Annotated in this window: 22 protein-coding genes; 12 read left to right on the top strand and 10 right to left on the bottom strand. The window is 64.2% G+C overall.

Features of this window, described 5'->3' with window-relative positions; genetic code table 11:
• Nucleotides 1-13: 13 nt before the first annotated feature.
• Entirely contained in the window at nucleotides 14-490 is a 477-nt protein-coding gene (locus EJ069_RS23925; protein ID WP_042647377.1) for an Lrp/AsnC family transcriptional regulator, read from the bottom strand.
• A 139-nt stretch (nucleotides 491-629) separates the two neighbouring features.
• On the opposite strand from EJ069_RS23925, the gene phhA reads away from it, so the two are divergent.
• Nucleotides 630-1463 carry a phenylalanine 4-monooxygenase gene (gene phhA, locus EJ069_RS23930; protein WP_126063405.1) on the top strand — a complete coding sequence of 278 codons (834 nt, stop codon included), beginning with the start codon at nucleotides 630-632 and terminating at the stop codon, nucleotides 1461-1463.
• A gap of 519 nt (nucleotides 1464-1982) precedes the next feature.
• Here phhA and EJ069_RS23935 read toward each other — a convergent pair.
• Nucleotides 1983-2471, bottom strand: a complete 489-nt coding sequence (locus EJ069_RS23935; RefSeq protein WP_126063406.1) for a MarR family transcriptional regulator — start codon at nucleotides 2469-2471, stop codon at nucleotides 1983-1985.
• Between the two features lie 95 nt (nucleotides 2472-2566).
• On the opposite strand from EJ069_RS23935, the gene EJ069_RS32850 reads away from it, so the two are divergent.
• The gene (locus EJ069_RS32850) at nucleotides 2567-2734 is read left to right on the top strand and encodes a hypothetical protein (RefSeq protein ID WP_189475951.1); all 168 of its coding nucleotides are present in this window, start codon (nucleotides 2567-2569) and stop codon (nucleotides 2732-2734) included.
• 80 nt (nucleotides 2735-2814) lie between these two features.
• Here the strand turns inward: EJ069_RS32850 and EJ069_RS23940 are convergent, their stop codons facing one another.
• From EJ069_RS23940 to EJ069_RS23945, 3 genes are all read right to left on the bottom strand, one after another.
• Entirely contained in the window at nucleotides 2815-4254 is a 1440-nt protein-coding gene (locus EJ069_RS23940) for a GMC family oxidoreductase (protein WP_126063407.1), read from the bottom strand.
• Nucleotides 4251-4424 (bottom strand): hypothetical protein, encoded by a 174-nt coding sequence (locus EJ069_RS32855; RefSeq protein WP_189475954.1) that lies wholly within the window; start codon nucleotides 4422-4424, stop codon nucleotides 4251-4253. Before EJ069_RS32855 ends, EJ069_RS23940 begins: the two co-directional genes overlap by 4 nt.
• Before the next feature lie 271 nt (nucleotides 4425-4695).
• Entirely contained in the window at nucleotides 4696-5457 is a 762-nt protein-coding gene (locus EJ069_RS23945; RefSeq protein ID WP_126063408.1) for a GGDEF domain-containing protein, read from the bottom strand.
• Between the two features lie 148 nt (nucleotides 5458-5605).
• Between EJ069_RS23945 and EJ069_RS23950 the strand changes: the two genes are divergently transcribed.
• Nucleotides 5606-6313, top strand: coding sequence for a pyrimidine 5'-nucleotidase (locus EJ069_RS23950; RefSeq protein ID WP_126063409.1), 708 nt, complete (start codon nucleotides 5606-5608; stop codon nucleotides 6311-6313).
• A 42-nt stretch (nucleotides 6314-6355) separates the two neighbouring features.
• Here the strand turns inward: EJ069_RS23950 and EJ069_RS23955 are convergent, their stop codons facing one another.
• The 3 genes from EJ069_RS23955 to EJ069_RS32860 form a co-directional block, all read right to left on the bottom strand.
• Entirely contained in the window at nucleotides 6356-6823 is a 468-nt protein-coding gene (locus EJ069_RS23955) for a hypothetical protein (RefSeq protein WP_126063410.1), read from the bottom strand.
• Complete coding sequence (locus EJ069_RS23960) at nucleotides 6823-7275, bottom strand: hypothetical protein (RefSeq protein WP_126063411.1); 453 nt, start codon at nucleotides 7273-7275, stop codon at nucleotides 6823-6825. The genes EJ069_RS23955 and EJ069_RS23960 overlap by 1 nt, the downstream gene beginning before the upstream one ends.
• 206 nt (nucleotides 7276-7481) lie before the next feature.
• The gene (locus EJ069_RS32860) at nucleotides 7482-7898 is read right to left on the bottom strand and encodes a hypothetical protein (RefSeq protein ID WP_189475957.1); all 417 of its coding nucleotides are present in this window, start codon (nucleotides 7896-7898) and stop codon (nucleotides 7482-7484) included.
• Nucleotides 7899-8193: 295 nt separating this feature from the next.
• Here EJ069_RS32860 and EJ069_RS23970 point away from each other — a divergent pair, with 295 nt between their 5' ends.
• The gene (locus EJ069_RS23970; protein ID WP_189475960.1) at nucleotides 8194-8856 is read left to right on the top strand and encodes a sensor histidine kinase; all 663 of its coding nucleotides are present in this window, start codon (nucleotides 8194-8196) and stop codon (nucleotides 8854-8856) included.
• Between the two features lie 424 nt (nucleotides 8857-9280).
• Entirely contained in the window at nucleotides 9281-9862 is a 582-nt protein-coding gene (locus tag EJ069_RS23975) for a response regulator transcription factor (protein WP_126063414.1), read from the top strand.
• Between the two features lie 167 nt (nucleotides 9863-10029).
• Here EJ069_RS23975 and EJ069_RS23980 read toward each other — a convergent pair whose 3' ends face one another.
• Entirely contained in the window at nucleotides 10030-10875 is an 846-nt protein-coding gene (locus tag EJ069_RS23980; protein ID WP_126063415.1) for an LOG family protein, read from the bottom strand.
• Between the two features lie 144 nt (nucleotides 10876-11019).
• On the opposite strand from EJ069_RS23980, the gene dapD reads away from it, so the two are divergent.
• From dapD to EJ069_RS23995, 3 genes are all read left to right on the top strand, one after another.
• Entirely contained in the window at nucleotides 11020-11874 is an 855-nt protein-coding gene (dapD, locus tag EJ069_RS23985) for a 2,3,4,5-tetrahydropyridine-2,6-dicarboxylate N-succinyltransferase (RefSeq protein ID WP_126063416.1), read from the top strand.
• Between the two features lie 129 nt (nucleotides 11875-12003).
• Complete coding sequence (locus EJ069_RS23990) at nucleotides 12004-12375, top strand: DUF805 domain-containing protein (protein ID WP_189341662.1); 372 nt, start codon at nucleotides 12004-12006, stop codon at nucleotides 12373-12375.
• Between the two features lie 7 nt (nucleotides 12376-12382).
• Nucleotides 12383-13084: a hypothetical protein gene (locus EJ069_RS23995; RefSeq protein WP_126063418.1), complete on the top strand. Its 702-nt coding sequence runs from the start codon at nucleotides 12383-12385 to the stop codon at nucleotides 13082-13084.
• Nucleotides 13085-13159: 75 nt separating this feature from the next.
• Here the strand turns inward: EJ069_RS23995 and EJ069_RS24000 are convergent, their stop codons facing one another.
• Nucleotides 13160-14194 carry a 2-dehydropantoate 2-reductase gene (locus EJ069_RS24000; RefSeq protein WP_126063419.1) on the bottom strand — a complete coding sequence of 345 codons (1035 nt, stop codon included), beginning with the start codon at nucleotides 14192-14194 and terminating at the stop codon, nucleotides 13160-13162.
• Nucleotides 14195-14317: 123 nt separating this feature from the next.
• Here EJ069_RS24000 and dapE point away from each other — a divergent pair, with 123 nt between their 5' ends.
• The 4 genes from dapE (at nucleotide 14318) to EJ069_RS24020 (ending at nucleotide 20075) form a co-directional block, all read left to right on the top strand.
• Entirely contained in the window at nucleotides 14318-15517 is a 1200-nt protein-coding gene (gene dapE, locus EJ069_RS24005; protein WP_126063420.1) for a succinyl-diaminopimelate desuccinylase, read from the top strand.
• A gap of 2 nt (nucleotides 15518-15519) precedes the next feature.
• Nucleotides 15520-16125 carry a transporter gene (locus EJ069_RS24010; protein WP_126064862.1) on the top strand — a complete coding sequence of 202 codons (606 nt, stop codon included), beginning with the start codon at nucleotides 15520-15522 and terminating at the stop codon, nucleotides 16123-16125.
• 387 nt (nucleotides 16126-16512) lie between these two features.
• Nucleotides 16513-18474 carry a DUF47 family protein gene (locus tag EJ069_RS24015; protein ID WP_126063421.1) on the top strand — a complete coding sequence of 654 codons (1962 nt, stop codon included), beginning with the start codon at nucleotides 16513-16515 and terminating at the stop codon, nucleotides 18472-18474.
• The gene (locus tag EJ069_RS24020) at nucleotides 18471-20075 is read left to right on the top strand and encodes a PEP/pyruvate-binding domain-containing protein (RefSeq protein WP_210211308.1); all 1605 of its coding nucleotides are present in this window, start codon (nucleotides 18471-18473) and stop codon (nucleotides 20073-20075) included. The genes EJ069_RS24015 and EJ069_RS24020 overlap by 4 nt, the downstream gene beginning before the upstream one ends.
• Nucleotides 20076-20077 lie beyond the last annotated feature (2 nt).

Consider the following 20077-nt stretch of genomic DNA (forward strand, 5'->3'; position numbering starts at 1 on the left):
CAGATTTGACCGGTCAGCGCCGCAAATGGCTGAGCGGCACGTGGCCGGGGCCCTTGATGTTCTGCAGCACCAGTTGCGTGTGGACGTCGCGCACGCCGGGCAGCCGCATCAGCCGGTGCATGACGAAGGCGTTCAGATCGTCCACCGAAGGCACCATGACATGCAGCAGGAAATCGTGGTCGCCGGTCATCGTCCAGCAGGACGACACCTCGTCCATACGCTGCACGGCGGCGATGAAACTTTCGGGCGAGCCGTCGCTGTGGCTGACCAGCCGCACCTGGATGAACACCTCGACGGTCAGGCCGACGGCGCGGCGGCTGAGCACGGCGGCAAAGCCCTTGATGATGCCGGTTTCCTGCAAGGCCTCGAAGCGGCGCGCGCAAGGTGTTGTCGACAGCCCGATCTCCTGCGCCAGCTCCGAGACGGGCTTGCGGCCGTCGCGCTGCAGGATGTCGAGCATCCTGATCTCAAATTCGTCGAATTGAGGCATGTTCTCTCGATCTCTCGTTGATCTGAGTGATTTTACCTCAAAATCCCCCGGCAAGCCACAAACAAGGCTGATTTGCCTCATCTGCCGCCTCTAAACTCCGCTTCACGATCCACGGATCACGATCCTAGAGGAGGAAACGATGACGATCAGCGTTGCCGATTACGCCGCCGAATGCGCCGCGCAGGGCCTTCGCGGCGACTATTCGGTCTGCCGCAGCGATTTCACGGTGGCGCAAGGCTACGACTACTCCGCCGAGGAACAGGCGGTGTGGCGCACGCTGTGCGACCGCCAGACGAAGCTGACCCAGAAGCTCGCGCACCGTTCCTATCTGGACGGCGTCGCCGCGCTCGGCCTGCTCGACAGGATTCCCGATTTCGACTCGGTGAGCGAAAAGCTCAGTGAGCTGACCGGCTGGGAGATCGTCGCCGTGCCCGGCCTCATTCCGGCCGGCCCCTTCTTCGACCATCTCGCCAACCGGCGCTTCCCGGTCACCAACTGGCTGCGGACGAAAAAAGAGCTCGACTATATCGTCGAGCCGGACATGTTCCACGATTTCTTCGGCCATGTGCCGATCCTGACCCAGCCGGTGTTCGCCGATTTCATGCAGATGTATGGCGAAAAGGCGGAGGACATGATCGCGCTCGGCGGCGACGAGATGATCACCAGGCTTTACTGGTACAGCGCCGAATACGGTCTCATCCAGGAACCCGGCCAGCCCGTGAAGGCCTTCGGCGCCGGCTTGATGTCGTCCTTCACCGAGCTGCAATTCGCGGTCGAGAGCAAGGACGCCCACCATGTGCCGTTCGACCTCGAGACGGTGATGCGCACCGGCTACGAGATCGACAAGTTCCAGCGCGCCTATTTCGTGCTGCCGTCCTTCGATGCGCTGCGCGATACCTTCGCCAATGGCGACCTTGCCGGCATCGTCTCACGGTTCAAGGGTCAGCCGGCGCTCGACCCGGCTACGGTATGATTGTTTTACGCAATTCCGGACAGAAAACTGCGACGCACTTTTCCTGGAATTGCTCTGAGGTCGGTTTTCGCCCAACCGACATTCAGGGCGGCTCAGTTGCCGAGAGGCAGCTGAGCCGCTTCGTTCCCTTTTGCGATTACGTTTCCAGCACAGGGATTTTGACTGGTCGGCAATGTTTATGTTGGGCAGGTGGCATGCCTTGGAGATTGGCCGAAACGCCCACCCAGTCGTCATCCACGGGCGGAGCAAGGAGCGAAGCGACGCGCGCAGACCCGAGGATCCATTCCGTGTCGCATGAGTGCTACCGCGGTGCAGAATCCTGCTCCGCTGCGTTCTTCGATAAAAATCACGGAATGGATCCCAGGGTCTCCGCGACGCCTTCGCGGCTGCTCCGCCCAGGGATGACGAGGTTGGAAGGCTTCGGCCAACCCTCGTTGCACTGATTTCACGGAAAGGAACGGTGAAAATCGTGCCCGTCGACAAACGGCAACCTTTCAAAATCCTGCACCGAACCTCTCGTTATGCCTTGTCCGGCTCGGCCTTGATCCTGGCCAGTTGCTCGCTCTGCAGCTCCAGCGCGGCATTGATGAAGCGCAGCACGGTCGCGAGCTCCGCATCGCTGAAGCTCGCCACCACCTTCTCGCCCTCCCGCGCGATCGTGCCGTAGTAGCGCTCCGACAACTTCCTGGTCAGTTCGGTCGCCTCGATCACCACCTTGCGCCTGTCCTCCAGGCTGCGGGTCCGGGTGACGTAGCCGCGCGCCTCGAGCCGGTCGATCAATGCAGTGACGGCGGCTGGCGTCAGTCCGGTCGCCGCCGCCACGGCGCCCGCCGATTGCGGCCCGGCGTAGAGCAGGCCAAGGCAATGCCGCTCGGCCGCGATCAGGCCCAGCCGTGCGCCCACCGCCTCGTCATAAGCCTGGGTGGCGTCCTGCCAGCGCATGACGGCAAGGCCGACGTCCCGGGTCATTTCATCGCGTTTCGTGCTTGACGATTTTATTTCGATCATTTAACTATCTATCTGTCTAACATTCAGACTATTGTATCAATATGCGATGACACCCTTTGCGAGGCAAGGGCAAAGTCGCCGACATGGAGTGACCAATGAGCTTGATCCAACAGCGCACCCCTCTCTCGAACGAGGAGGAATACAAATACGCCAAGCTGGCGATGGAATGGTATGGCTGGGGCTCGCCCATCGGCCTCGGCATCCTGCTGGTGGCGCCGGCCGCCGCGGCCGTGCTGGTGCGCATTGCCGTCTACGGCCTTTGAACGCGGTCGCAATTTCGCCAAAAGCGCCCGGGCGGCGCCGGTTGCCGCTCCAGGCGCCGGCGCCGCCGGCGTTTCGGAGATCAGACGGCGATCAGCTTGCCGAGATGCTCGCCCAGCCGGCAGGCGAGCGCGGTGATGGTCGTCGTCGGGTTGCACTGGCCCGACGTGCAGAACACTGATGAGCCGCCGACATAGAGATTGTCCATGCCGTGCACCTTGCAATTGGCGTCGACGACGCTCTTCAAGACATCGGTTCCCATGCGGGTGCCGCCCATATGATGGTGGCCGGCGGTCTCCTCGTTGGTCGGATAGTCGCCGCCATTGCTGATCCAGTCGTCGATGCGGACGCGGCCGAGGTTCTTCTGCGCCATCGTCGTGCCGAAGAGTTTCAGCCCCTCGAGCAGCGTGCGGCGCTCGAGCGGCGACTTCTTCCAGCGCAATTCGATGCGCGGCACGCCGGCGTGGTCGACATCGGTCTTCGACAGCTCGATCTGGTTCGAGGGGAGCGGCGCCTGCTCCCAGGCGACATAGAGCTGGGCGGCGCAGCGCAGCCTCTGGTCCAGTTGCGAAGACATCCACTCCGCCATGTTCGGCGCGGTGCAAGCAAGGTCGGCGATCAGCTTCTTGACATTGGGATAGGGGCTCTCGATCAGGCGGATGCCGAAATTCATGATCTGCAGCCGCTCCATCGCGGCAAGCGTCGGCGAGAAGAAGGCTTCGTTCGAGGCATCGACCTCGAACTCCGAATAGTTGGCGAGGATGGCGTTGCCACCCTCGAAGGTCGGGTGCTCCATCCAATAGCGGCCGAGCGCCGCCGCGTTCGGCACCACGCCGCCATTCGACCGCTCGTTCGACCATAACAGCAGCCGCGAGTTTTCCAGCCCGCCGGTGCAGGTGACGAAATAGTCCGCGCTGAAGGTGCCGGCGTCCTGGCCGTTCGACCACAGCTTTGCGCCGGTGACGCGCTTGCCGTCGCCGATAAGCTCGGTCGCATAGGTGTTGAGCACGACGGCGATGTTCTTGCTCCGGTCGAGCTCGTCGGCAAATTTCTCGCCGAAGCGAACCGCGGGACTCTTGATCAATTGCACCCAGCGTATGTCGTCCGAAACCGGCACGTCGGGCCGGAAGTCGGGAAGCTCGAGGATGTCGTGGACTTCCTTCAGATAGGGCTCAATATCGGCGCGGCTGATCGGCCAGCCGGTGTCCGGCGCCCAGGCCTTGGGCTCGAAGTCCTGGCTGTCGAGCACGCGGCACCAGCCGGCCCAATGGTTGGACGAGCCGCCCATGAAGCGCAGCCTGGTGATGTCGAGGTCGAAGTAAAAGTCGCCGACCGTCTTGCCGCGGTAGAAATCCTGCGACTCGTCGCTGAACTCGCGCGAGCCCGCCTCCAGGACGACGACCGGGATGCCGACGGCGCCCAGCTTCCTGGCGATCGTGGTGCCGGCCGGGCCGGAGCCGAGGATGCAGGCCCTGGGTTTGAAGCCGACCTGCTTGTAGGCTTCGTAGCTGTCGAAGATCATGCGAGGTCGCTCCGCCGCAGGATCCATCCATTGATCTCGACGATTTCGTCGCGGTCGGTTTCGTCAGGATTGGCAGGGGCCGGCGGGTTGCGGAACAGCGACAGTGCCGGCAACGCGATCAGCGCCTGCACGATCGCGCGGCGCGACATTTTGCTTATCAACCTGCTCATGACACGTCTCTCGATAGGGGCCTCGATCCACGCATGCCGTTCCTGAACGGCACACATGCCGCCGAGGAGGCCAATTCCGTGCCAAACCGGGGTGAAGACGGTGTTACACCCGGAAGTTTAGCGCGGTTGAATATGGACATGGTTAGGGTTTTCCTAAAGCGCGGCGCACTGGAGCGGTTCAGGCGCCGCGCTTTCGAGTTTTCGATGCATGTCGTTGCCTCAAAACCGCTTCGCACTTTTGGGCGACATGCATGACGCCCGCGACGGGGCTTCAAGCCGCTTCGGGAAACTCGCGGTCGAGTATCGAAAGGTTGCGGCCGCGGTTCTTCGCCTCGTAGAGCCTGCGGTCGGCCGCGCGCATCAAATCGGAAACGGTTGCACCCTCGCCGCAGCTTATGCCGCCAATCGAGACCGTGAGCGGCACGGTGCGCCCGTCGCTAGGGTGGAAACGGATCAGCTCGACCTCGCGACGGATGCGTTCGGCGACATGCTTGGCCTCACGCTCGCTGGCGCCGACCAGGAAAGCCGCGAACTCCTCGCCGCCGATGCGGCCGAGCACGTCGCCGTTGCGCACGCCGCGTTCGATGGCGCCGGCGATCAGAAGCAGCGCTTCGTCCCCCGTCAGATGACCGTAGCTGTCATTGATCCTCTTGAAGTGATCGGCGTCGATGATGAGCAGCGCGCCGCGATCACTCTTGCGCCGCGATCCATCGAGCGCGGCAAAGAAGGTTTCGCGATTGAGCATGCCGGTCATGTCGTCGCGGCTTGCCTTTTCGGAGAGGCGCCTGTGCGCGGCTGCGAGTTGCGCGTGGGCGCGGGCAAGCTCGCGATGCGCGTTCTGCAACCGGTCGCTGTGCCAGAAGCTGCCAGCGCTGGCGGCCCAGGCGAGCACGAGCGGGCATAGCGTCGATGCCAGCCAGATGGTGCGGCTCATCGGAAAGCCCATCGCCGGAACCACAATCAGCGTCAACAACAGCGAGACGGCGACCGAAGCGAATGCTACGGTAGCGGCCTTTAGAAATATGCGGCTCATCACTTGCTCCCAAGGATAGCCTCTGTGCCAGCAAGCGCTGAAGGCGACCTTTCCGGAACTTTTAAAATTTGAAGCGAGACGCCATTTTCACATTTCGTGACGCGCATAAGTTGTGGATAACTTCAGCGCCGGCATGCCATAAGAAGCCATGACAATGACACCCGATCCCGCCCGCTTTGCCCATGTCACGGACTGGGTGTTCGACCTCGACAACACGCTTTATCCGCATCACTCAAACCTGTTCGCGCAGATCGATGTGAAGATGACCGCCTATGTCGGCGAGCTGCTGACGCTTTCGCGCGACGACGCGCGCAAGCTGCAGAAGGAACTCTACCTGGAATATGGCACGACGCTGAACGGGCTGATGAAGCGGCACGGCATCGATCCCGACGATTTTCTCGAGAAGGTGCACGATATCGACTATTCGAGGCTGGTGCCGGATCCGGTGCTGGGCGCGGCGATCCGCCAGCTTCCCGGACGCAAATTCATCTTCACCAATGGCGACCGCAGGCATGCCGAGCGCACCGCGCGCCAGCTCGGCATATTGGAGCATTTCGACGCCATCTTCGACATCGTCGCGGCGGGGCTCAATCCCAAGCCGGAGCGCCAGACCTATGAACGCTTCGCCGAATTGCACTCGGTGACCGGGCACAATGCGGTGATGTTCGAGGACCTGGCGCGCAATCTGGCCGTGCCGAAATCGCTCGGCATGACGACCGTGCTGGTGGTGCCGCGCAATTTCGAACCGACCTTCTCGGAAATCTGGGAACGCGACCCGGCGAATGATGACGACGTCGATTTCGTCACCGACGATCTCGCCGGCTTCCTGACCGCGATCGTCGACGTCGTAGCCTGACCTCTCCGCATAGCCGTACGCCGCCCGTGCGGACGATGCCCTCTAGTCGAAATCCGGAATCGTGCCGGGCGGTAGTCCCAGCCGGCCGTTCAGCTCCTTCAAGAACCGGCAGAGGTCCGGATTGCCGGCCGCTACCGTACCGTTGCCGTTGCCGTCGGACGCGTAGCCGTTGCCGTGGCCGTTGCCGCAATTGGCGTCGCCGTTGAAGCTTCCGCCATTGAAATTGCCGCTGAAGCTCCCGGCATTGCCATTGCCATTGAAATTGCCGCTGTTGCCGTTGCCGTTGAAGTTGCCGGTATTCCCATTGCCGTTGAAATTTCCGGTATTGCCAAGGCCGTTGGCGACAGCGGCGCCGATTGGAAGATCGGCAATCCTGACCAGGGTCGAGGCATCGGCGGCCAGCAACGCGGCAAGCAGGGTGCCGAGCGCGAGGCCGTTGCCATCAAGCAGCCTCGCCGCCACCCGGCGCTCGCGGGGCCGGGCGGGTCGGGATGATTTCAGGCCGGTCATCAGCGATTCCCCCGGCCGTTGAAGTTGCCGTTGAAGGCGCCGGCATTGCCGTTGCCGTTGAACGACCCGCCGTTGAAGTTGCCATTGCCGGCGCCGATGTTGCTGTTGCCGTCATATTCGCCGGTGTTGCCGTTGCCGTTGAAGGCGCCGATGTTGCCGTTGCCGCTCGTCGCAGAGGTGTTGTTGTTGCCGTTGAACGCGCCCACATTGCCGGTACCGTTGTTGAAGGCGCCGACATTGCCGGTGCCGCTGTTCTTGTAGCCGAGATTGCCGCCGAAGTTGCCGAGCGGATTCATGCCCCTGACGTCCGAGCCGATGGCCTGGCCGTATTTGCCGACCGCCGCCTGGACAGCCGACATGCCGAAGGCCTGGCTGCCCGTCGTGGTGTCGGCCTTCGCCGCGGTTGCACTCAACAACCCCAGGCATAGCGCCGGTATGACGTAGCGTTTCATCTGCGAGCTCCTTCCATGGCTAAGCTTGAAATTGGGTTTTCGAAATTGGCCCCTGTTTCGAAAAGGATCGTTCGTCGAACAGGACTGGGACCGCCGGCGACATGTCGCGATAGCCTTGCGCGGGGGACGGGCGCGTGGCTCGGCGGTCCCAGAGCCATCAGCGTCTTTCCAAACTGAAGCTTGGCGACGCTGGCGGTTGGACGGCGCTAGCGGTTGGCGTTGCCGTTTCCGTTGCCGTTGCCGGCGCCCCAGTTGCCGTTGCCGTTGGCATTGCCGTTTCCGAGGCCCCAGTTCCCGTTGCCGTTCACGTTGCCGTTGCCGAGGCCGAAATTGCCGTTGCCGTTGCCATTGCCGTTCGCGACGCCGGCATTCAGGTTGCCGTTATAGTTGCCGTTGAAGGCGCCCATATTGGCGTTGCCGTTCCCGTTGCCGTTGCCGAAGCCGAAATTGCCGTTGCCGTTGAAGTTGCCGTTGAAGGCGCCGGTATTGGCGTTGCCGTTGCCGTTGCCGTTGCCGACGCCGACATTGCCGTTGCCGTTGCCGTTGCCGCTGCCGATCGAAAGCGCGGATGCCGTACCGGTCAGAGCCGACAGTACGGCCGCGGCCAGGATGATCTTTCTCATGACGTTCTCCTTCGTTTGCGTTGAGCTTCCCGGGCAGTTCAAGATGACCGGGAGGACGCTTTAAGGATGCACGCAGAAATAGCGGCGATACATTCGGGCTGATCAGCGGAGGCTGTCGGTTTTTCTGCTGATCCCCATGTCAGGAAAAGTTGAAGCAATCAGGAAAAAACTGACAGGCATAAAGGCATCTGGCGGGTGTATACTGCGTGGACATTCATGCCTTTTCTCGCCGACCCGCGGGTGGCTTGCGATCCTCGCGACGGCAATGGGAAGAGAAAAGTTGATGTGGGCGGGTATGACCACAGGCAAGGACGATAAGGCCCTGCGCCGTAGGCTTGCGCGGCGCTTGATCGCCGTGCAGGAAGAGCAGCGCCTGCGCCTGTCGCGGGAGCTGCATGACGACCTCGGCCAGATGCTGGCCAGCGTCGCGCTGGAGTTGCACAACGTCCGTGCCGGCACGCAAGAGATGGACGGCCGCCTCGAGCGCGCCGCGATGCTTGTCGATCAACTCAGCGCCAAGGTGCATGACGCTGCCTGGAACCTGCGGCCCGCCGACCTTAATCGTCTCGGCCTGCGGGCTTCGGTCGAGGATCTGGCGACAATGCTTTGCAGCCAGCTCGGCATTCCGTGCGAGATGGATCTCGACGCCCTTTCGAACCCGCTGCCCGCAGAGACCGCGCTCACGCTTTATCGTGTCGCGCAGGAGGCGCTTACCAATATCGGCAAGCATGCCCAGCCAAGCCGGGTAAGCGTAACGGCCCATATTCAGGACAATCGAATGCGCCTGGCAATCGAGGATGATGGCCGCGGTTTTGACGGCCGCGCCGACCCCGGTCCGGGCCATCTGGGGCTTGCCGGAATGCGGGAGCGGCTGGCGCTGGTCGGCGGTGAATTGACGGTCGAAAGCGCCGCGATGAAAGGAACTACCGTTTATGCGGATGTGCCGTTGGCACATTGAATAGCGGGGAAGGGCTGCGCCTTCCAAGGACAGTCCGATGGGTGGGGAAACGGTCGCTTCGGCTTCGGGCCTGTTCGTCGCGTTTTGCCAAGTGTCTGGTTTTGCACAGATTCGGACAGCAAAACCGCGACGCTCCTTTCCTAAACTCGTCTACGTGAAGCGCCGCACATCCCGGACATTAGCTGCGGCTTACAATCCGCGCCGCATGGGTTAGGCGGGGGGATAGCTTTACCCGCTACGGCCGCCTCAGGGCTTGCCGATACAGACGGGCGTCCCGCGCCATGCGGGGCTGTTGCCTAGACCATCAAGGACAAGAGGCCTCTTCCGGAGGAAGGGCTCTTCACGACTGATGGAGGTTAAAGGTGCGCTGCAGGCGGATATTTTTGGTCGACGACCACCCGATCATGCTGTCGGGGTCGGGGCGATGATCAACAGCCAGGACGATCTGACGGTTGTCGGCCTGGCCGGGAATGCCGAGGATGCCCTTGAAGGGATCGGCAAGACGCTGCCCGATATCGCCGTGGTCGATATATCGCTTCCCGGCGACAGCGGGGTCGTGTTGGTCGAAAGGCTCGGCGAGCGCTTTCCCGAGGTCAGCTGCATAGCATTGACGGCGCATGAGGACCCCGGCTGCCTGCGCCAGGTGCTTGCGGCCGGTGGCCGCGGCTTCGTGGTCAAGCGCTCGACCGCGACGGACCTGCTGCAGGCCATCCGATGCGTGCTGGCCGGTGACAATTATGTCGATCCCGCACTTGCGGCGCGTATCCTGAGCCCGCGCAGCGCCCCGCAGGGCGATCCGGGCAATCTCAGCGAACGGGAGCGGTCGGTCATCCAGCTGGTGGCGCTCGGCTACAGCAACAAGGAAATCTCGTCCCGCCTCAACCTCAGCATCAAGACGATCGAAACCTATCGCACCAGGGCGTCCGGGAAGCTCGAGCTCCGCTCGCGGGCGGCCATTGTGCGCTTCGCGCACTCGAATGGCTGGCTGGCCGAGTTGCCGGTGTGAGCAGACGGGCCGGGATGCCATCCCGGGTAGAGGAATTGGAGAACTGAAGAACTGAGGAACTGAAGAATTGAAGAATTGAAGAACTGGAGAACGGACGAACGAGCCGGACGCTCTTTTTCCTCAATTCTTCAGTTCTTCAGTTCTTCAGTTCCTCAGTTCCTCAGTTCCTACTCCCCCAACTTGTAGAAGCGTCGGATGATGTCCCAGGCTTCCTCGGCGGTGTCGACGAAATCGATGATGTCCTGATCGCCGGGCGAGATCGTGCCCTGCTCGGCGAGGAAATCGAGGTCGATCACCCTTCGCCAGAAGGCCTTGCCGAACAGGATCACCGGCACGCGCTCCATGCGCCCGGTCTGGATCAGGGTCAGGGTCTCGAAGAACTCATCCATCGTGCCGAAGCCGCCCGGGAACACGGCGACCGCCTTGGCGCGCATGACGAAATGCATCTTGCGGATGGCGAAATAGTGGAAGTTGAAGCAGAGCTCCGGCGTGACGTAGGCGTTCGGCGCCTGCTCGTGCGGCAGCACGATGTTCAAGCCGATCGACGGAGCGCCGACATCGTCGGCGCCGCGGTTGCCTGCCTCCATGACGCCAGGCCCGCCGCCGGTGACGACGACATATTCACGATAATAGGAGGTGGCCGATTGCTGCGAGCACAGACGGGCGAATTTGCGCGCTTCCTCGTAATATCTGCTGTTCGCCTCGAGGTTCTTCTTCTGCGTCTCGTTCTTCGCCGCCCAGGCTTCGCCGCCCGGCTCTGGCAAGCGGGCGCCGCCGAACAGGATCACGGTCGAGCGGATGCCGCGTTCGGCCAGGATCATTTCCGGCTTCAAAAGCTCGAGCTGCAGCCGCACGGCGCGCAATTCGCGCCGCGTCATGAAGTCGGGATCGTTCCAGGCCAGCCGGTAGGTTTCGGCACGAGTCTGCGGGGTGTCCGGCACGCTTTTCGCGCGCTCCAGGTCCTCGTCCGAATGCGGCAGCGGCGTCCACCCCGCCTTTTCCATGGGAGTCATCGAATCCACCCGTCCAATTCCCTTACTTGCGCCGTCCCGTGACGCTGGCGCGATTGACCCTCATTCAGCCTTAACATAGGGTCCGCGCGATTTTTAAACAGGTTAAGGCTGAGCCCCTTAACAGCTTGGTAATGGAGCGAAATCATGTCGAAGCCCGATCTGGCGAGCCTCGAAACGACCATCGAGAAGGCTTTCGAGGAGCGCGACACGATTTCGAGCGCCACGCGCGGCGAGACGCGCGACGCCATCCAGGCGGCGCTCGACCTGCTCGACCGCGGTGTCGCCCGCGTCGCCGAGCGGCAGGACGACGGCACGTGGCATGTCAACCAGTGGCTGAAGAAGGCGGTGCTGCTCTCCTTCCGGCTGAACCCGATGGAAATCATCAAGGGCGGCCCCGGCCAGGCGGTGTGGTGGGACAAGGTGCCGTCGAAGTTCGACGGCTGGAGCGCCGTTGATTTCGAGAAGGCCGGCTTCCGCGCCGTGCCGTCCTCCATCGTGCGCCGCTCGGCCTATGTCGCGCCGGGCGCCGTGCTGATGCCGTCCTTCGTCAATGTCGGCGCCTATGTCGATTCGGGCACCATGGTCGACACCTGGGCCTCGGTCGGCTCCTGCGCCCAGATCGGCAAGAACGTGCATCTTTCCGGCGGCGTCGGCATCGGCGGCGTGCTGGAGCCGATGCAGGCCGGCCCGACCATCATCGAGGACAATTGCTTCATCGGCGCGCGCTCCGAAGTGGTGGAAGGCTGCATCGTGCGCGAAGGGTCGGTGCTCGGCATGGGCGTGTTCATCGGCCAGTCGACCAAGATCGTCGACCGCGCCACCGGCGAGGTCTTCTACGGTGAGGTGCCGGCGAACTCGGTGGTCGTCGCCGGATCGCTGCCAGGCAAGCCGCTGCCCGATGGCGAGCCGGGTCCGAGCCTCTACTGCGCCGTCATCGTCAAGCGCGTCGACGCCAAGACGCGTTCGAAGACCTCGATCAATGAATTGCTGCGCGATTGATCCTGCCTAAAGCACGTCGCGATCTTTCAGATTCGCTCGCTGCGCTTTAGGTTTTTGATTTTGCGCATGTCTTTATCCCGATACCGGTTCCCACTTTCGGGAGACATGCTTTTGACGGAGCGGACGCGATTGTCTGAAAGATCGCAATTCCTCTGGCTGTTCTTCAGCCTGTCGGGGCGGCTGAGCCCGGTCGCCTATGCGCTTGCCGGCATCCTGCTGGTGCTCGTCCAGTTTTTCCCGTTCTACCAGTTCGCGCGGGTGGAGTTGAACACCAGCGCCAGCCAGAACTGGGCCATGATCTGCTGGGGCGTGCTCTTGGTCTCGGCCTGGGCCACCTTCGCGGTGACGGCAAAGCGCTTCCATGATTTCGGCAAGCCGACCTATTTTGCGCTGATCTCGCTCATCATCGGTCCCATCCTGCTCATCATCCTCTCCTGTTTCCGCAGCGATCCCGGACCGAACCGCTACGGCAGGCGCACCAACGCGCCGGCCGATTCTTGAGGCCGTCATGCGCTACCGCGCGCTCGATCCGCAACTGATCATCGAGACGGCCGAAAGGCTGGAGGGGCGGATCGGCGAGCGTTTTCCGGATGCCGGTCTGCGCGGCGTTGCCGCCGAGCTGGTGTCGCTGTCGCGGGACCTCGCCAAGGCGGCCAGGGAACTGGAGACGCCGATCTGGTGGCTGCGCGGCGTCATCATCGCGGCCTTCATCGCCGGCGTGGCGGTGTTCCTGTTCGTCGGCACGATCCTGCCGCTCGACCGCATCTCGGGCGCCGACGACGCCGTGCAGTCGATGCAAGGCATCGAAGCGACGATCAACACCGTCATCCTGGCCGTGCTCGGGCTGCTGGCGCTGGTCCGCACCGAGGAGCGCATCAAGCGCAAGAAGGTCTTCCGCCAGTTGCACGGGCTGCGCTCGCTGATCCATGTCATCGACATGCATCAGCTGACCAAGGACCCGGCGGCGCTGTCGGCCGAGTTCAAGCCGACCACGCACTCGCCCGCCCGCATCACCAACGCCGCGGACCTCGCGCGCTATCTCGACTATTGCTCGGAGATGCTGTCGATCACCGGCAAGGTGGCGGCGCTGTTCGCGCAGTCGGTCAATGACGATGTCGTCATCGACGGAGTCAACGACATCGAGAACCTGAGCTCCAACCTGTCGCGCAAGATCTGGCAGAAGATCACGCTGATCGAAGGCCGCCGATAGAGCGGTTCACAGTTTCAAGGACACGGCGAACCGCTCCATCCTTTTGTTTTTGCGCATTCCGGACGGAAAAACCGCTCACACTTTTCCTGGAATTGCGCTGACCGCATCCGGCCCGAGGCCTGGGGGACCGCGCTTTTCCGCCTCGGCCTCACGCACCAGAGCCGTGACCCGTTCGTTCATCGGCGTCGGGATGCCGACCTGCCTGGCCAGGCGAATGACCGCGCCCTGCAATTCGCCGATCTCCGTCGGACGGCCGCGTTTGAGATCATCCCACATCGACGAACGCGCCTGAGGGTCGATCGCCAGCATGCGGCGCGCCAGGAGGCCGAACAGCCAGTCGGGCAGCCGCAGCACTATCGGCAGCAGCGCCGGCGGCAGGCCGGTGATGCGCGCCGGCGCTATGCCGGCCGCCCTCATCGCGGCGAGCGCCTCGTCGACCTGGGCGGCCAGGATAACGCGCCAGCTCCGGTCGGCCAGTTGGCTTGCCAGCGGAAGGTCGGAGAGCGCCACCAGGGCATTGTTGAGGTTCATCAGCAATTTGCTCCACTGCACCGCCTTCATGTCGGCGCGCGCCTCGACGGCAAGCCCGTCGACATCGAGCAGCTCGGCAAGGCCACCGACGCCCTGGTCGATCATCACCTCGCCCTCGCTGGCGCGATGGATGCGGAACGGCAGCTCGCCGTCCGGCGACTGGACGACGTTGAACATCACCATGCCGGTCAGCACCCGCCGCCCGGGGAGCGCGGCGCGCAGCCGGTCGGCGTTGTCGACGCCGTTCTGCAGGCTGACCACCACGGCATCCGGGCGCCCGTGAGTGCCGATCAGCCCGGCCATCTCCGCGGTCGCGCCGCTCTTCACCGTCACCAGGACGACGTCCGCGTCGTACAGCGCGGTTGCCGGATCGTCGGTCGCCGAAATCGCCTGCGCCTCGACGTGGCGGTCGCGGCCGTTAAGATCGCTGACGCGCAACCCGCTTTCTCGCATGGTCCCGACGACGCAGCCGCGGCCGAGGAAAACGACCTTGCGCCCGGCGAGTGCGAGGCAGCCGCCGACATAGCAGCCGATGCTGCCGGCGCCGGCTATCGCGATGATGCTTGTTTCGCTGGCCATGCATTTGTCCTCATCTGGCTCGCAACATGCATTTATACGTGATGAAAACTATATCGTCGGCGGCATGACCGGCGATGATCTGCCACCGTGACACGACAAACGCTTTCGACTATCGCTTTGCCCATGACATTGCCGACCGATCCCGCCGCGAATCTTGCCGCCCTGATCCGCTGTCCGTCCGTGACACCCGCAGAAGGTGGGGCGCTTGCCGCATTGGAGGACATGCTGAACCCGCTTGGCTTTTCGGTCGAGCGTCCAGTCTTCTCGGAAGACGGCACGCCGGACATCGAAAACCTCTATGCGCGGCGCTCGGGCAACGGCCCGCATCTGATGTTTGCCGGCCATACGGATGTCGTGCCGGTGGGCGACGAATCAGCCTGGACGCATCCGCCCTTCGCCGCCGAGATCGCCAATGGCGAGATGTATGGCCGAGGCGCCGTCGATATGAAGGGCGGCATCGCCTGCTTCATCGCCGCAGTGGCTCGCCACGTGGAGAAAAACGGCGGCCCGAAAGGCTCGGTCTCGCTGCTGATCACCGGCGACGAAGAAGGGCCGGCGATCAACGGCACCACCAAGCTGCTCGACTGGGCGGCCGCCAAGGGCGAGAAGTGGGATGCTTCGATCGTCGGCGAGCCGACCAATCCGGACGCGCTTGGCGACATGATCAAGATCGGGCGGCGCGGCTCGCTGTCTGGCACCGTGACCGTCAACGGACGCCAGGGCCATGCCGCCTATCCGCAGCTTGCCGACAACCCGGTGCGCGGCCTGATGAGCCTGGTCGACGCGCTGCTCCATCCGGTGTTCGACAAGGGAACCAAGGATTTCCAGCCGACCAATCTCGAAGTGACGTCGATCGACGTCGGCAATCCGGCGACCAACGTCATCCCGGCCAAGGCGACGGCGACGTTCAACATCCGCTTCAACGACACATGGGACGCGGAGACGATCCAGGCCGAGATCCACAACCGGCTCGACCAGGCGGCGGGGCGCAAGAAATACCGGCCGGGCAAGAAGACACCGGTCGACTACGAGCTTGTCTGGCGCGACCGGCCGAGCCATGTCTTCCTCACCCGCGACGACAGGCTGATCGATACTCTGAGCAGCTCGGTCAAGACGGTCGTCGGCAGGACGCCGGCGCTCTCCACTTCCGGCGGCACGTCGGACGCGCGCTTCATCAAGGATTATTGCCCGGTGGTCGAGTTCGGGCTGGTCGGCAAGACCATGCATATGGTGGACGAGCGCGTCGCGCTTGCCGATCTCGAGACGCTGACGCAGATCTACGAACGCTTCATCGAAGACTGGTTCGCAAAAGGCCTTTCGTGACCATGCTATCGGCGGACGAAACCTATGCTTCGCTGGCCGGCGCCTGGCGGCTGATGTTCGGCAAGGCCGACGGGCTGCGCCTGCTCGACCTTTCGGCGGACGGTTTCTGGAACTCCTTCTACGCCATCGTCGTGGCGGCGCCGGCGCTGATCGTCGGCTGGGTCGGAATCGCCAATGAGATCGGCGATCCCGAGGCCTTCGCCGGGCGCCTCGGCATGCTGATCAGGCTGGCGACGGTGGATATCGGCTCCTGGGTGCTGCCGCTGGTGGCGCTGGCGGTGGTCGCGCCACGCGCCGGCATAGGCGGCCGCTTCGTCCACTATGTCGTTGCCTCCAACTGGGCGTCGGCGATCATCGCCTGGCTGATGCTGCCCTCGGCGTTGCTCAGGCTGTTCCTGCCCTCAACCAGCGAGATCAGCAGCCTTGTCTCCCTGTTCCTGTTCGCGCTGTCGGCGCTGCTGACCTGGCGCATGACCAATGCGTCGATCGGCAAGGGCGCCGCCGTGGGCACCGCCGTCTTTGTCGGCATGTTCATCGCCTCGCTGCTCGTCCTGTTCGGCCTGCAGGCGCTGCTCGGCATCGACATACCCGGCGACGCCGGAACCTAAAGCAATGAAGTTCGGCGCGCATTAGCCGTAGCAGCGGCCTATCGCGCTCCCGCGATCCTGTCCTGGCGCCGCCGCCTGCCTCGGTTCGTATCGGCAGCCCCCTTCACAAATCCAATCGGATGATCCGAAGGGCATTGCTCCCGGGCGATATTCATCATCGCAGCCTTTTTCGCGGCGCAATCGGGCGCCTGACAATCTTCTTCAAGTGATTTGCGCCAGATCAATGGTCGAGCCTTGATCGCAGAGTAAATTCATCATGACAAGATTGTCACAATTCTTCGAAGTCTTTTTCATAAGGCGGCTTATGATTTCGGAGAACTTTCGAACAAGGATGAACCGGCAATGAGCGGGACCGCAAGGCTTCACGACAGGATGGATGGCTGACAGATGGAAAAGGTGGATGTCGTCGCCGCGCTCGGTCAATCGAAACTGCTCCTGCCGGCCCGGATAAAGGGCGCGCTCGCGGCCAATGACCGGCTGAAATTCGCGCTGACCGCGCTCCAGGCCGCCGCTGCCCATGCCGCCGACGGCTCAGCCCCGCTGGCCGACCTGCGCCGCGACTATGCCGCCGCGCATGCCAACGCGCCCTGGATGCTGATGATGCAGGAAGCGGCCTGGTCGGAGGGCGGGAAGCTGCATCTTCCCGACCTGCCCCGACTGGGCAAGCTGCTTGCCGACGACATCCGCCTGATGGCCCGCCCGCTGGAGGGCAGCGCGGATGCCGCCCACCTGGCGCTGCTGGCGCGAGTCGACCACTGGTGCGATTGGCTGGACCGGTTGAACGCGGGCGTGCTCGACGACGCCCAGATGGTCGCGCTGACCGGCGGGAGGCGCGGCGAGGACGATACATTCCACATTCTGGTGATGGATCTGCACAAGAGCCTGAACCGGATGGCGGCCGATATGTCCGACGACACTGTCGACGGCGCCCATGTCTGGCAGCTCGATGCCGGCGACCGCCCCCGGGTCGCCGCGTTCATGCGTGGGCTGAACCGCACGCGCAAGCTCAAACTCGACCATCCCGGCCTCGATACCGCGGCGACCCGCGACGGAGCGCGGCTGCTCATCCAGAACGACATCGGCACCAACGACGCGCATGTGCTGGTGATCCAGATGGAGGGCCTTTCGATCACGCTCACCTATTCGGACCTGCACGAGCGGCGCTTCGCTTTCTTCCAGGAACTCTTGTCGGAAATCGGTGCGCAATGGTCAGGCGTCGGCGCACGGCGCAGCGCCGGGCTGAACGCAGGCGCCGACTATGTCGTCGGCACGGCACGTTTCGATTGCGCCGATGCCGGGGCGGCGGACGCCGTCCTCGAGGGGCTGGGCGCGCGCATCGTCTTCCTGATCGACTGGAACCGGGCGCGCAAGCGGCTGAACCGGCTGGTGGCCAAGCCACTCTCCGTCGCGGTGCTGACCGAGGCGGCCCATCGCGAGGCAGGCCACATGGGCTGGCTCATGGCCGGGGCCGAGCAGCTGGTCTTCGACGCGATGGAAGCGCTGTCGCCGGACCACTTTCGCGTCGGCGACCGGCTGGACGGCGTGCTGGGCGAGGCCGAAGCGCGGGATTTCCTGACCGAAGCGCTGGTGCTTTCCTCCAATGCCATGCAGGCGGGCCAGACCGCCGCCCTGGTCGCCGACCAGATCCGGCTGCTTCTGTCGCGCCATGTCGGCCGCCACCGGGACGAATTCGCCCTGCTCGGCGAGCACGCCGCCTTCTGCCAGGCCCTGGCAGAGGGCATACGCGATGCGCTGGCCCATGGCCACGAAACGGACGTCAAGGCGGCGCGAAAGCTCTCGGAGCGCGCCAAGGTCTGGGAACGCAAGGCCGATCATCTGGTGATGCGGCTGCGCGACCAGGCCGCGGGCAACGCGCGCTGGCTGCCCTTCCTGCGGCTGATCGAATGCGCCGACGATGCGGCCGACGAGCTCGAGGAGGCCGTTTTCGTGCTGTCGCTGATCGCCGAGCACGACCATCACGGCTGGAACGACGAATTGCGCGCCGCGCTGCGCCGGCTGGCCGACAAGGTGCTCGACGCGGCACAGGATCACGTCAAGGCGCTTGCCGTGGCGCGCACGCTCAACGAAGCGAGCCTTGCGGAGGATCAGGATGAATTCCTGGCCGCCTGCTGGCGGGTGGTCAATGCCGAGAAGCTTTGCGACGCGCTGACCCGCGATGTCAGGCGGCTGTTCGTGCGCCACGTATCGGACGCCGCCGCGCTCAGCCTCGGCACCGATTTCGCGGCCGCGCTGGAGGCATCCACCGACGCGCTGCTGCGCACCGGCTACGCAATGCGCGGTCTGGTCTTCACGCGGGTCGGCGCGGACCATCAGGGGAGACGGGCGTGAACGACGCATCGATGGGCATTCCGGCACAAGGAGCGGCTGGCCTCATCGTGCCCGGCGCGCCGCTCGCCAAGGCGGCATCGCCCGAGACGATGGGCTTCAAGGCCTATAATCTCGCGCGGATGGCGGCGCTTGGGCTGAACGTGCCGCCGGCTTTCGTGCTGGGCACCAACCTCTGCGCCCATCCGGAAGCGGTCACGCCCGCGCTCTGGCGCGATGCGTTGACGCATCTCGAAGCCGCGACCGGGCTGCGCTTCGGCGATCCGCGCCGGCCGCTTCTCCTGTCCGTCCGCTCCGGGGCACCAGTGTCGATGCCGGGGATGATGGAGACACTGCTCAATATCGGCCTCACCGACGCGACGCTGCCGGGGCTGATCCGATCGACCGGCAATCCGCGGCTGGCCTGGGATGCCTATCGCCGGTTGATAGCCGGCTATGGCGAGGTGGTGGCTGGCATCGAAGCGGCCGCGTTCGAGGCCGATCTCGATCAGGTGCGCATGGGCGAGGATGAGCGCGCGCTGGACTTCGCCGCGCTGCGCGATCTCGCGCAGCGGCATCTGGAAACCTACCTGCGGCTGACGCAGGAGGCCTTTCCACAGGACGCCGTGGCGCAGTTGCAGGCGGCGATCGCGGCGGTGTTCCGCTCCTGGTCGAGCGCCAAGGCCGTCGCCTATCGCGAGATGCGCGGATTGAGCCATGGCATGGGCACCGCGGTGACGGTCCAGCGGATGGTGTTCGGCAACGCGGGCGGGCTGTCCGGGGCCGGCGTCGGCTTCACCCGCAATCCCAGCGACGGCGATCCTGCCCCCTGGGTCGATTTCCTGTTCAACGCGCAGGGCGAGGACGTGGTCAGCGGCCGGCGCAGCGCGCAGGGCCACGACCGGCTGGCCGCGATCGCTCCGCGCGTCTGGAAGGAACTGGTCGAGGCGACCAAGGCGCTCGAGCGACATTTCGGCGACATGCAAGATTTCGAGTTCACCGTCGAGGACGGCAAGCTCTTCCTGCTGCAGACCCGCGAAGGCAAGCGCACGCCCCAGGCGGCGGCCCGCATCGCTCTCGACATGGCGGACGAAGGGTTGATCGACCGCGACACCGCGCGCAGCCGCACCGCCGGCCTCGACGCGGCCGCGCTGACCACGCGCGTCATCGTGGCCGAGGACGGCGCGGCGGCAGCGACGCTCGGCCATGCCGCGACCGCCTCCAGCGGCGTCGCCAGCGGCGTGGTCGCACTCAACGAGGAGCAGGTCGCGGCGGCCGAGGCGGCGGGAAAACCGGCGATCCTGGCACGGGACAACGCCGAGACGCATGACGTCGCGCTGATCGACCGCGTGCGGGGCCTGCTCACCCGGCACGGCGCGCGCACGTCCCACGCGGCCGTGGTGGCGCGGCAGCTCGGCAAGGTCTGTCTCGTCGGCTGCGAGGCCATGCGCATCGACGAGCCCGGCGGCCGGATCGGTTTCGACGACGAATGGCTCGACCCCGGCGCGGTGATCACGCTGGACGGCAACAGCGGCACGATCTTCGCTGGCGCGTCGCGCACCGCCGAGCAGGTGCCGACGGAATTGTTGCGGCGGCTCGACCTGCTGCACGGGAGGACGGGATGATA

The organism is Mesorhizobium sp. M2A.F.Ca.ET.043.05.1.1 (genome assembly GCF_003952445.1).
Classification (GTDB): Bacteria; Pseudomonadota; Alphaproteobacteria; order Rhizobiales; family Rhizobiaceae; genus Mesorhizobium.

Coding starts and splice junctions, on each gene's coding strand:
- EJ069_RS23980 (WP_126063415.1), bottom strand. CDS start 10,875: ATGACTCCCATGGAAAAGGCGGGGTGGACGCCGCTGCCGCATTCGGAC.
- EJ069_RS23960 (WP_126063411.1), bottom strand. CDS start 7,275: ATGAAACGCTACGTCATACCGGCGCTATGCCTGGGGTTGTTGAGTGCA.
- EJ069_RS32860 (WP_189475957.1), bottom strand. CDS start 7,898: ATGAGAAAGATCATCCTGGCCGCGGCCGTACTGTCGGCTCTGACCGGT.
- EJ069_RS24010 (WP_126064862.1), top strand. CDS start 15,520: ATGCTATCGGCGGACGAAACCTATGCTTCGCTGGCCGGCGCCTGGCGG.
- EJ069_RS24015 (WP_126063421.1), top strand. CDS start 16,513: ATGGAAAAGGTGGATGTCGTCGCCGCGCTCGGTCAATCGAAACTGCTC.
- EJ069_RS23940 (WP_126063407.1), bottom strand. CDS start 4,254: ATGATCTTCGACAGCTACGAAGCCTACAAGCAGGTCGGCTTCAAACCC.
- EJ069_RS23975 (WP_126063414.1), top strand. CDS start 9,281: ATGATCAACAGCCAGGACGATCTGACGGTTGTCGGCCTGGCCGGGAAT.
- phhA (WP_126063405.1), top strand. CDS start 630: ATGACGATCAGCGTTGCCGATTACGCCGCCGAATGCGCCGCGCAGGGC.
- EJ069_RS32855 (WP_189475954.1), bottom strand. CDS start 4,424: ATGAGCAGGTTGATAAGCAAAATGTCGCGCCGCGCGATCGTGCAGGCG.
- EJ069_RS23950 (WP_126063409.1), top strand. CDS start 5,606: ATGACAATGACACCCGATCCCGCCCGCTTTGCCCATGTCACGGACTGG.
- EJ069_RS24000 (WP_126063419.1), bottom strand. CDS start 14,194: ATGGCCAGCGAAACAAGCATCATCGCGATAGCCGGCGCCGGCAGCATC.
- dapD (WP_126063416.1), top strand. CDS start 11,020: ATGTCGAAGCCCGATCTGGCGAGCCTCGAAACGACCATCGAGAAGGCT.
- dapE (WP_126063420.1), top strand. CDS start 14,318: ATGACATTGCCGACCGATCCCGCCGCGAATCTTGCCGCCCTGATCCGC.
- EJ069_RS23925 (WP_042647377.1), bottom strand. CDS start 490: ATGCCTCAATTCGACGAATTTGAGATCAGGATGCTCGACATCCTGCAG.
- EJ069_RS23955 (WP_126063410.1), bottom strand. CDS start 6,823: ATGACCGGCCTGAAATCATCCCGACCCGCCCGGCCCCGCGAGCGCCGG.
- EJ069_RS23970 (WP_189475960.1), top strand. CDS start 8,194: ATGACCACAGGCAAGGACGATAAGGCCCTGCGCCGTAGGCTTGCGCGG.
- EJ069_RS23935 (WP_126063406.1), bottom strand. CDS start 2,471: ATGATCGAAATAAAATCGTCAAGCACGAAACGCGATGAAATGACCCGG.
- EJ069_RS23945 (WP_126063408.1), bottom strand. CDS start 5,457: ATGAGCCGCATATTTCTAAAGGCCGCTACCGTAGCATTCGCTTCGGTC.
- EJ069_RS32850 (WP_189475951.1), top strand. CDS start 2,567: ATGAGCTTGATCCAACAGCGCACCCCTCTCTCGAACGAGGAGGAATAC.
- EJ069_RS23995 (WP_126063418.1), top strand. CDS start 12,383: ATGCGCTACCGCGCGCTCGATCCGCAACTGATCATCGAGACGGCCGAA.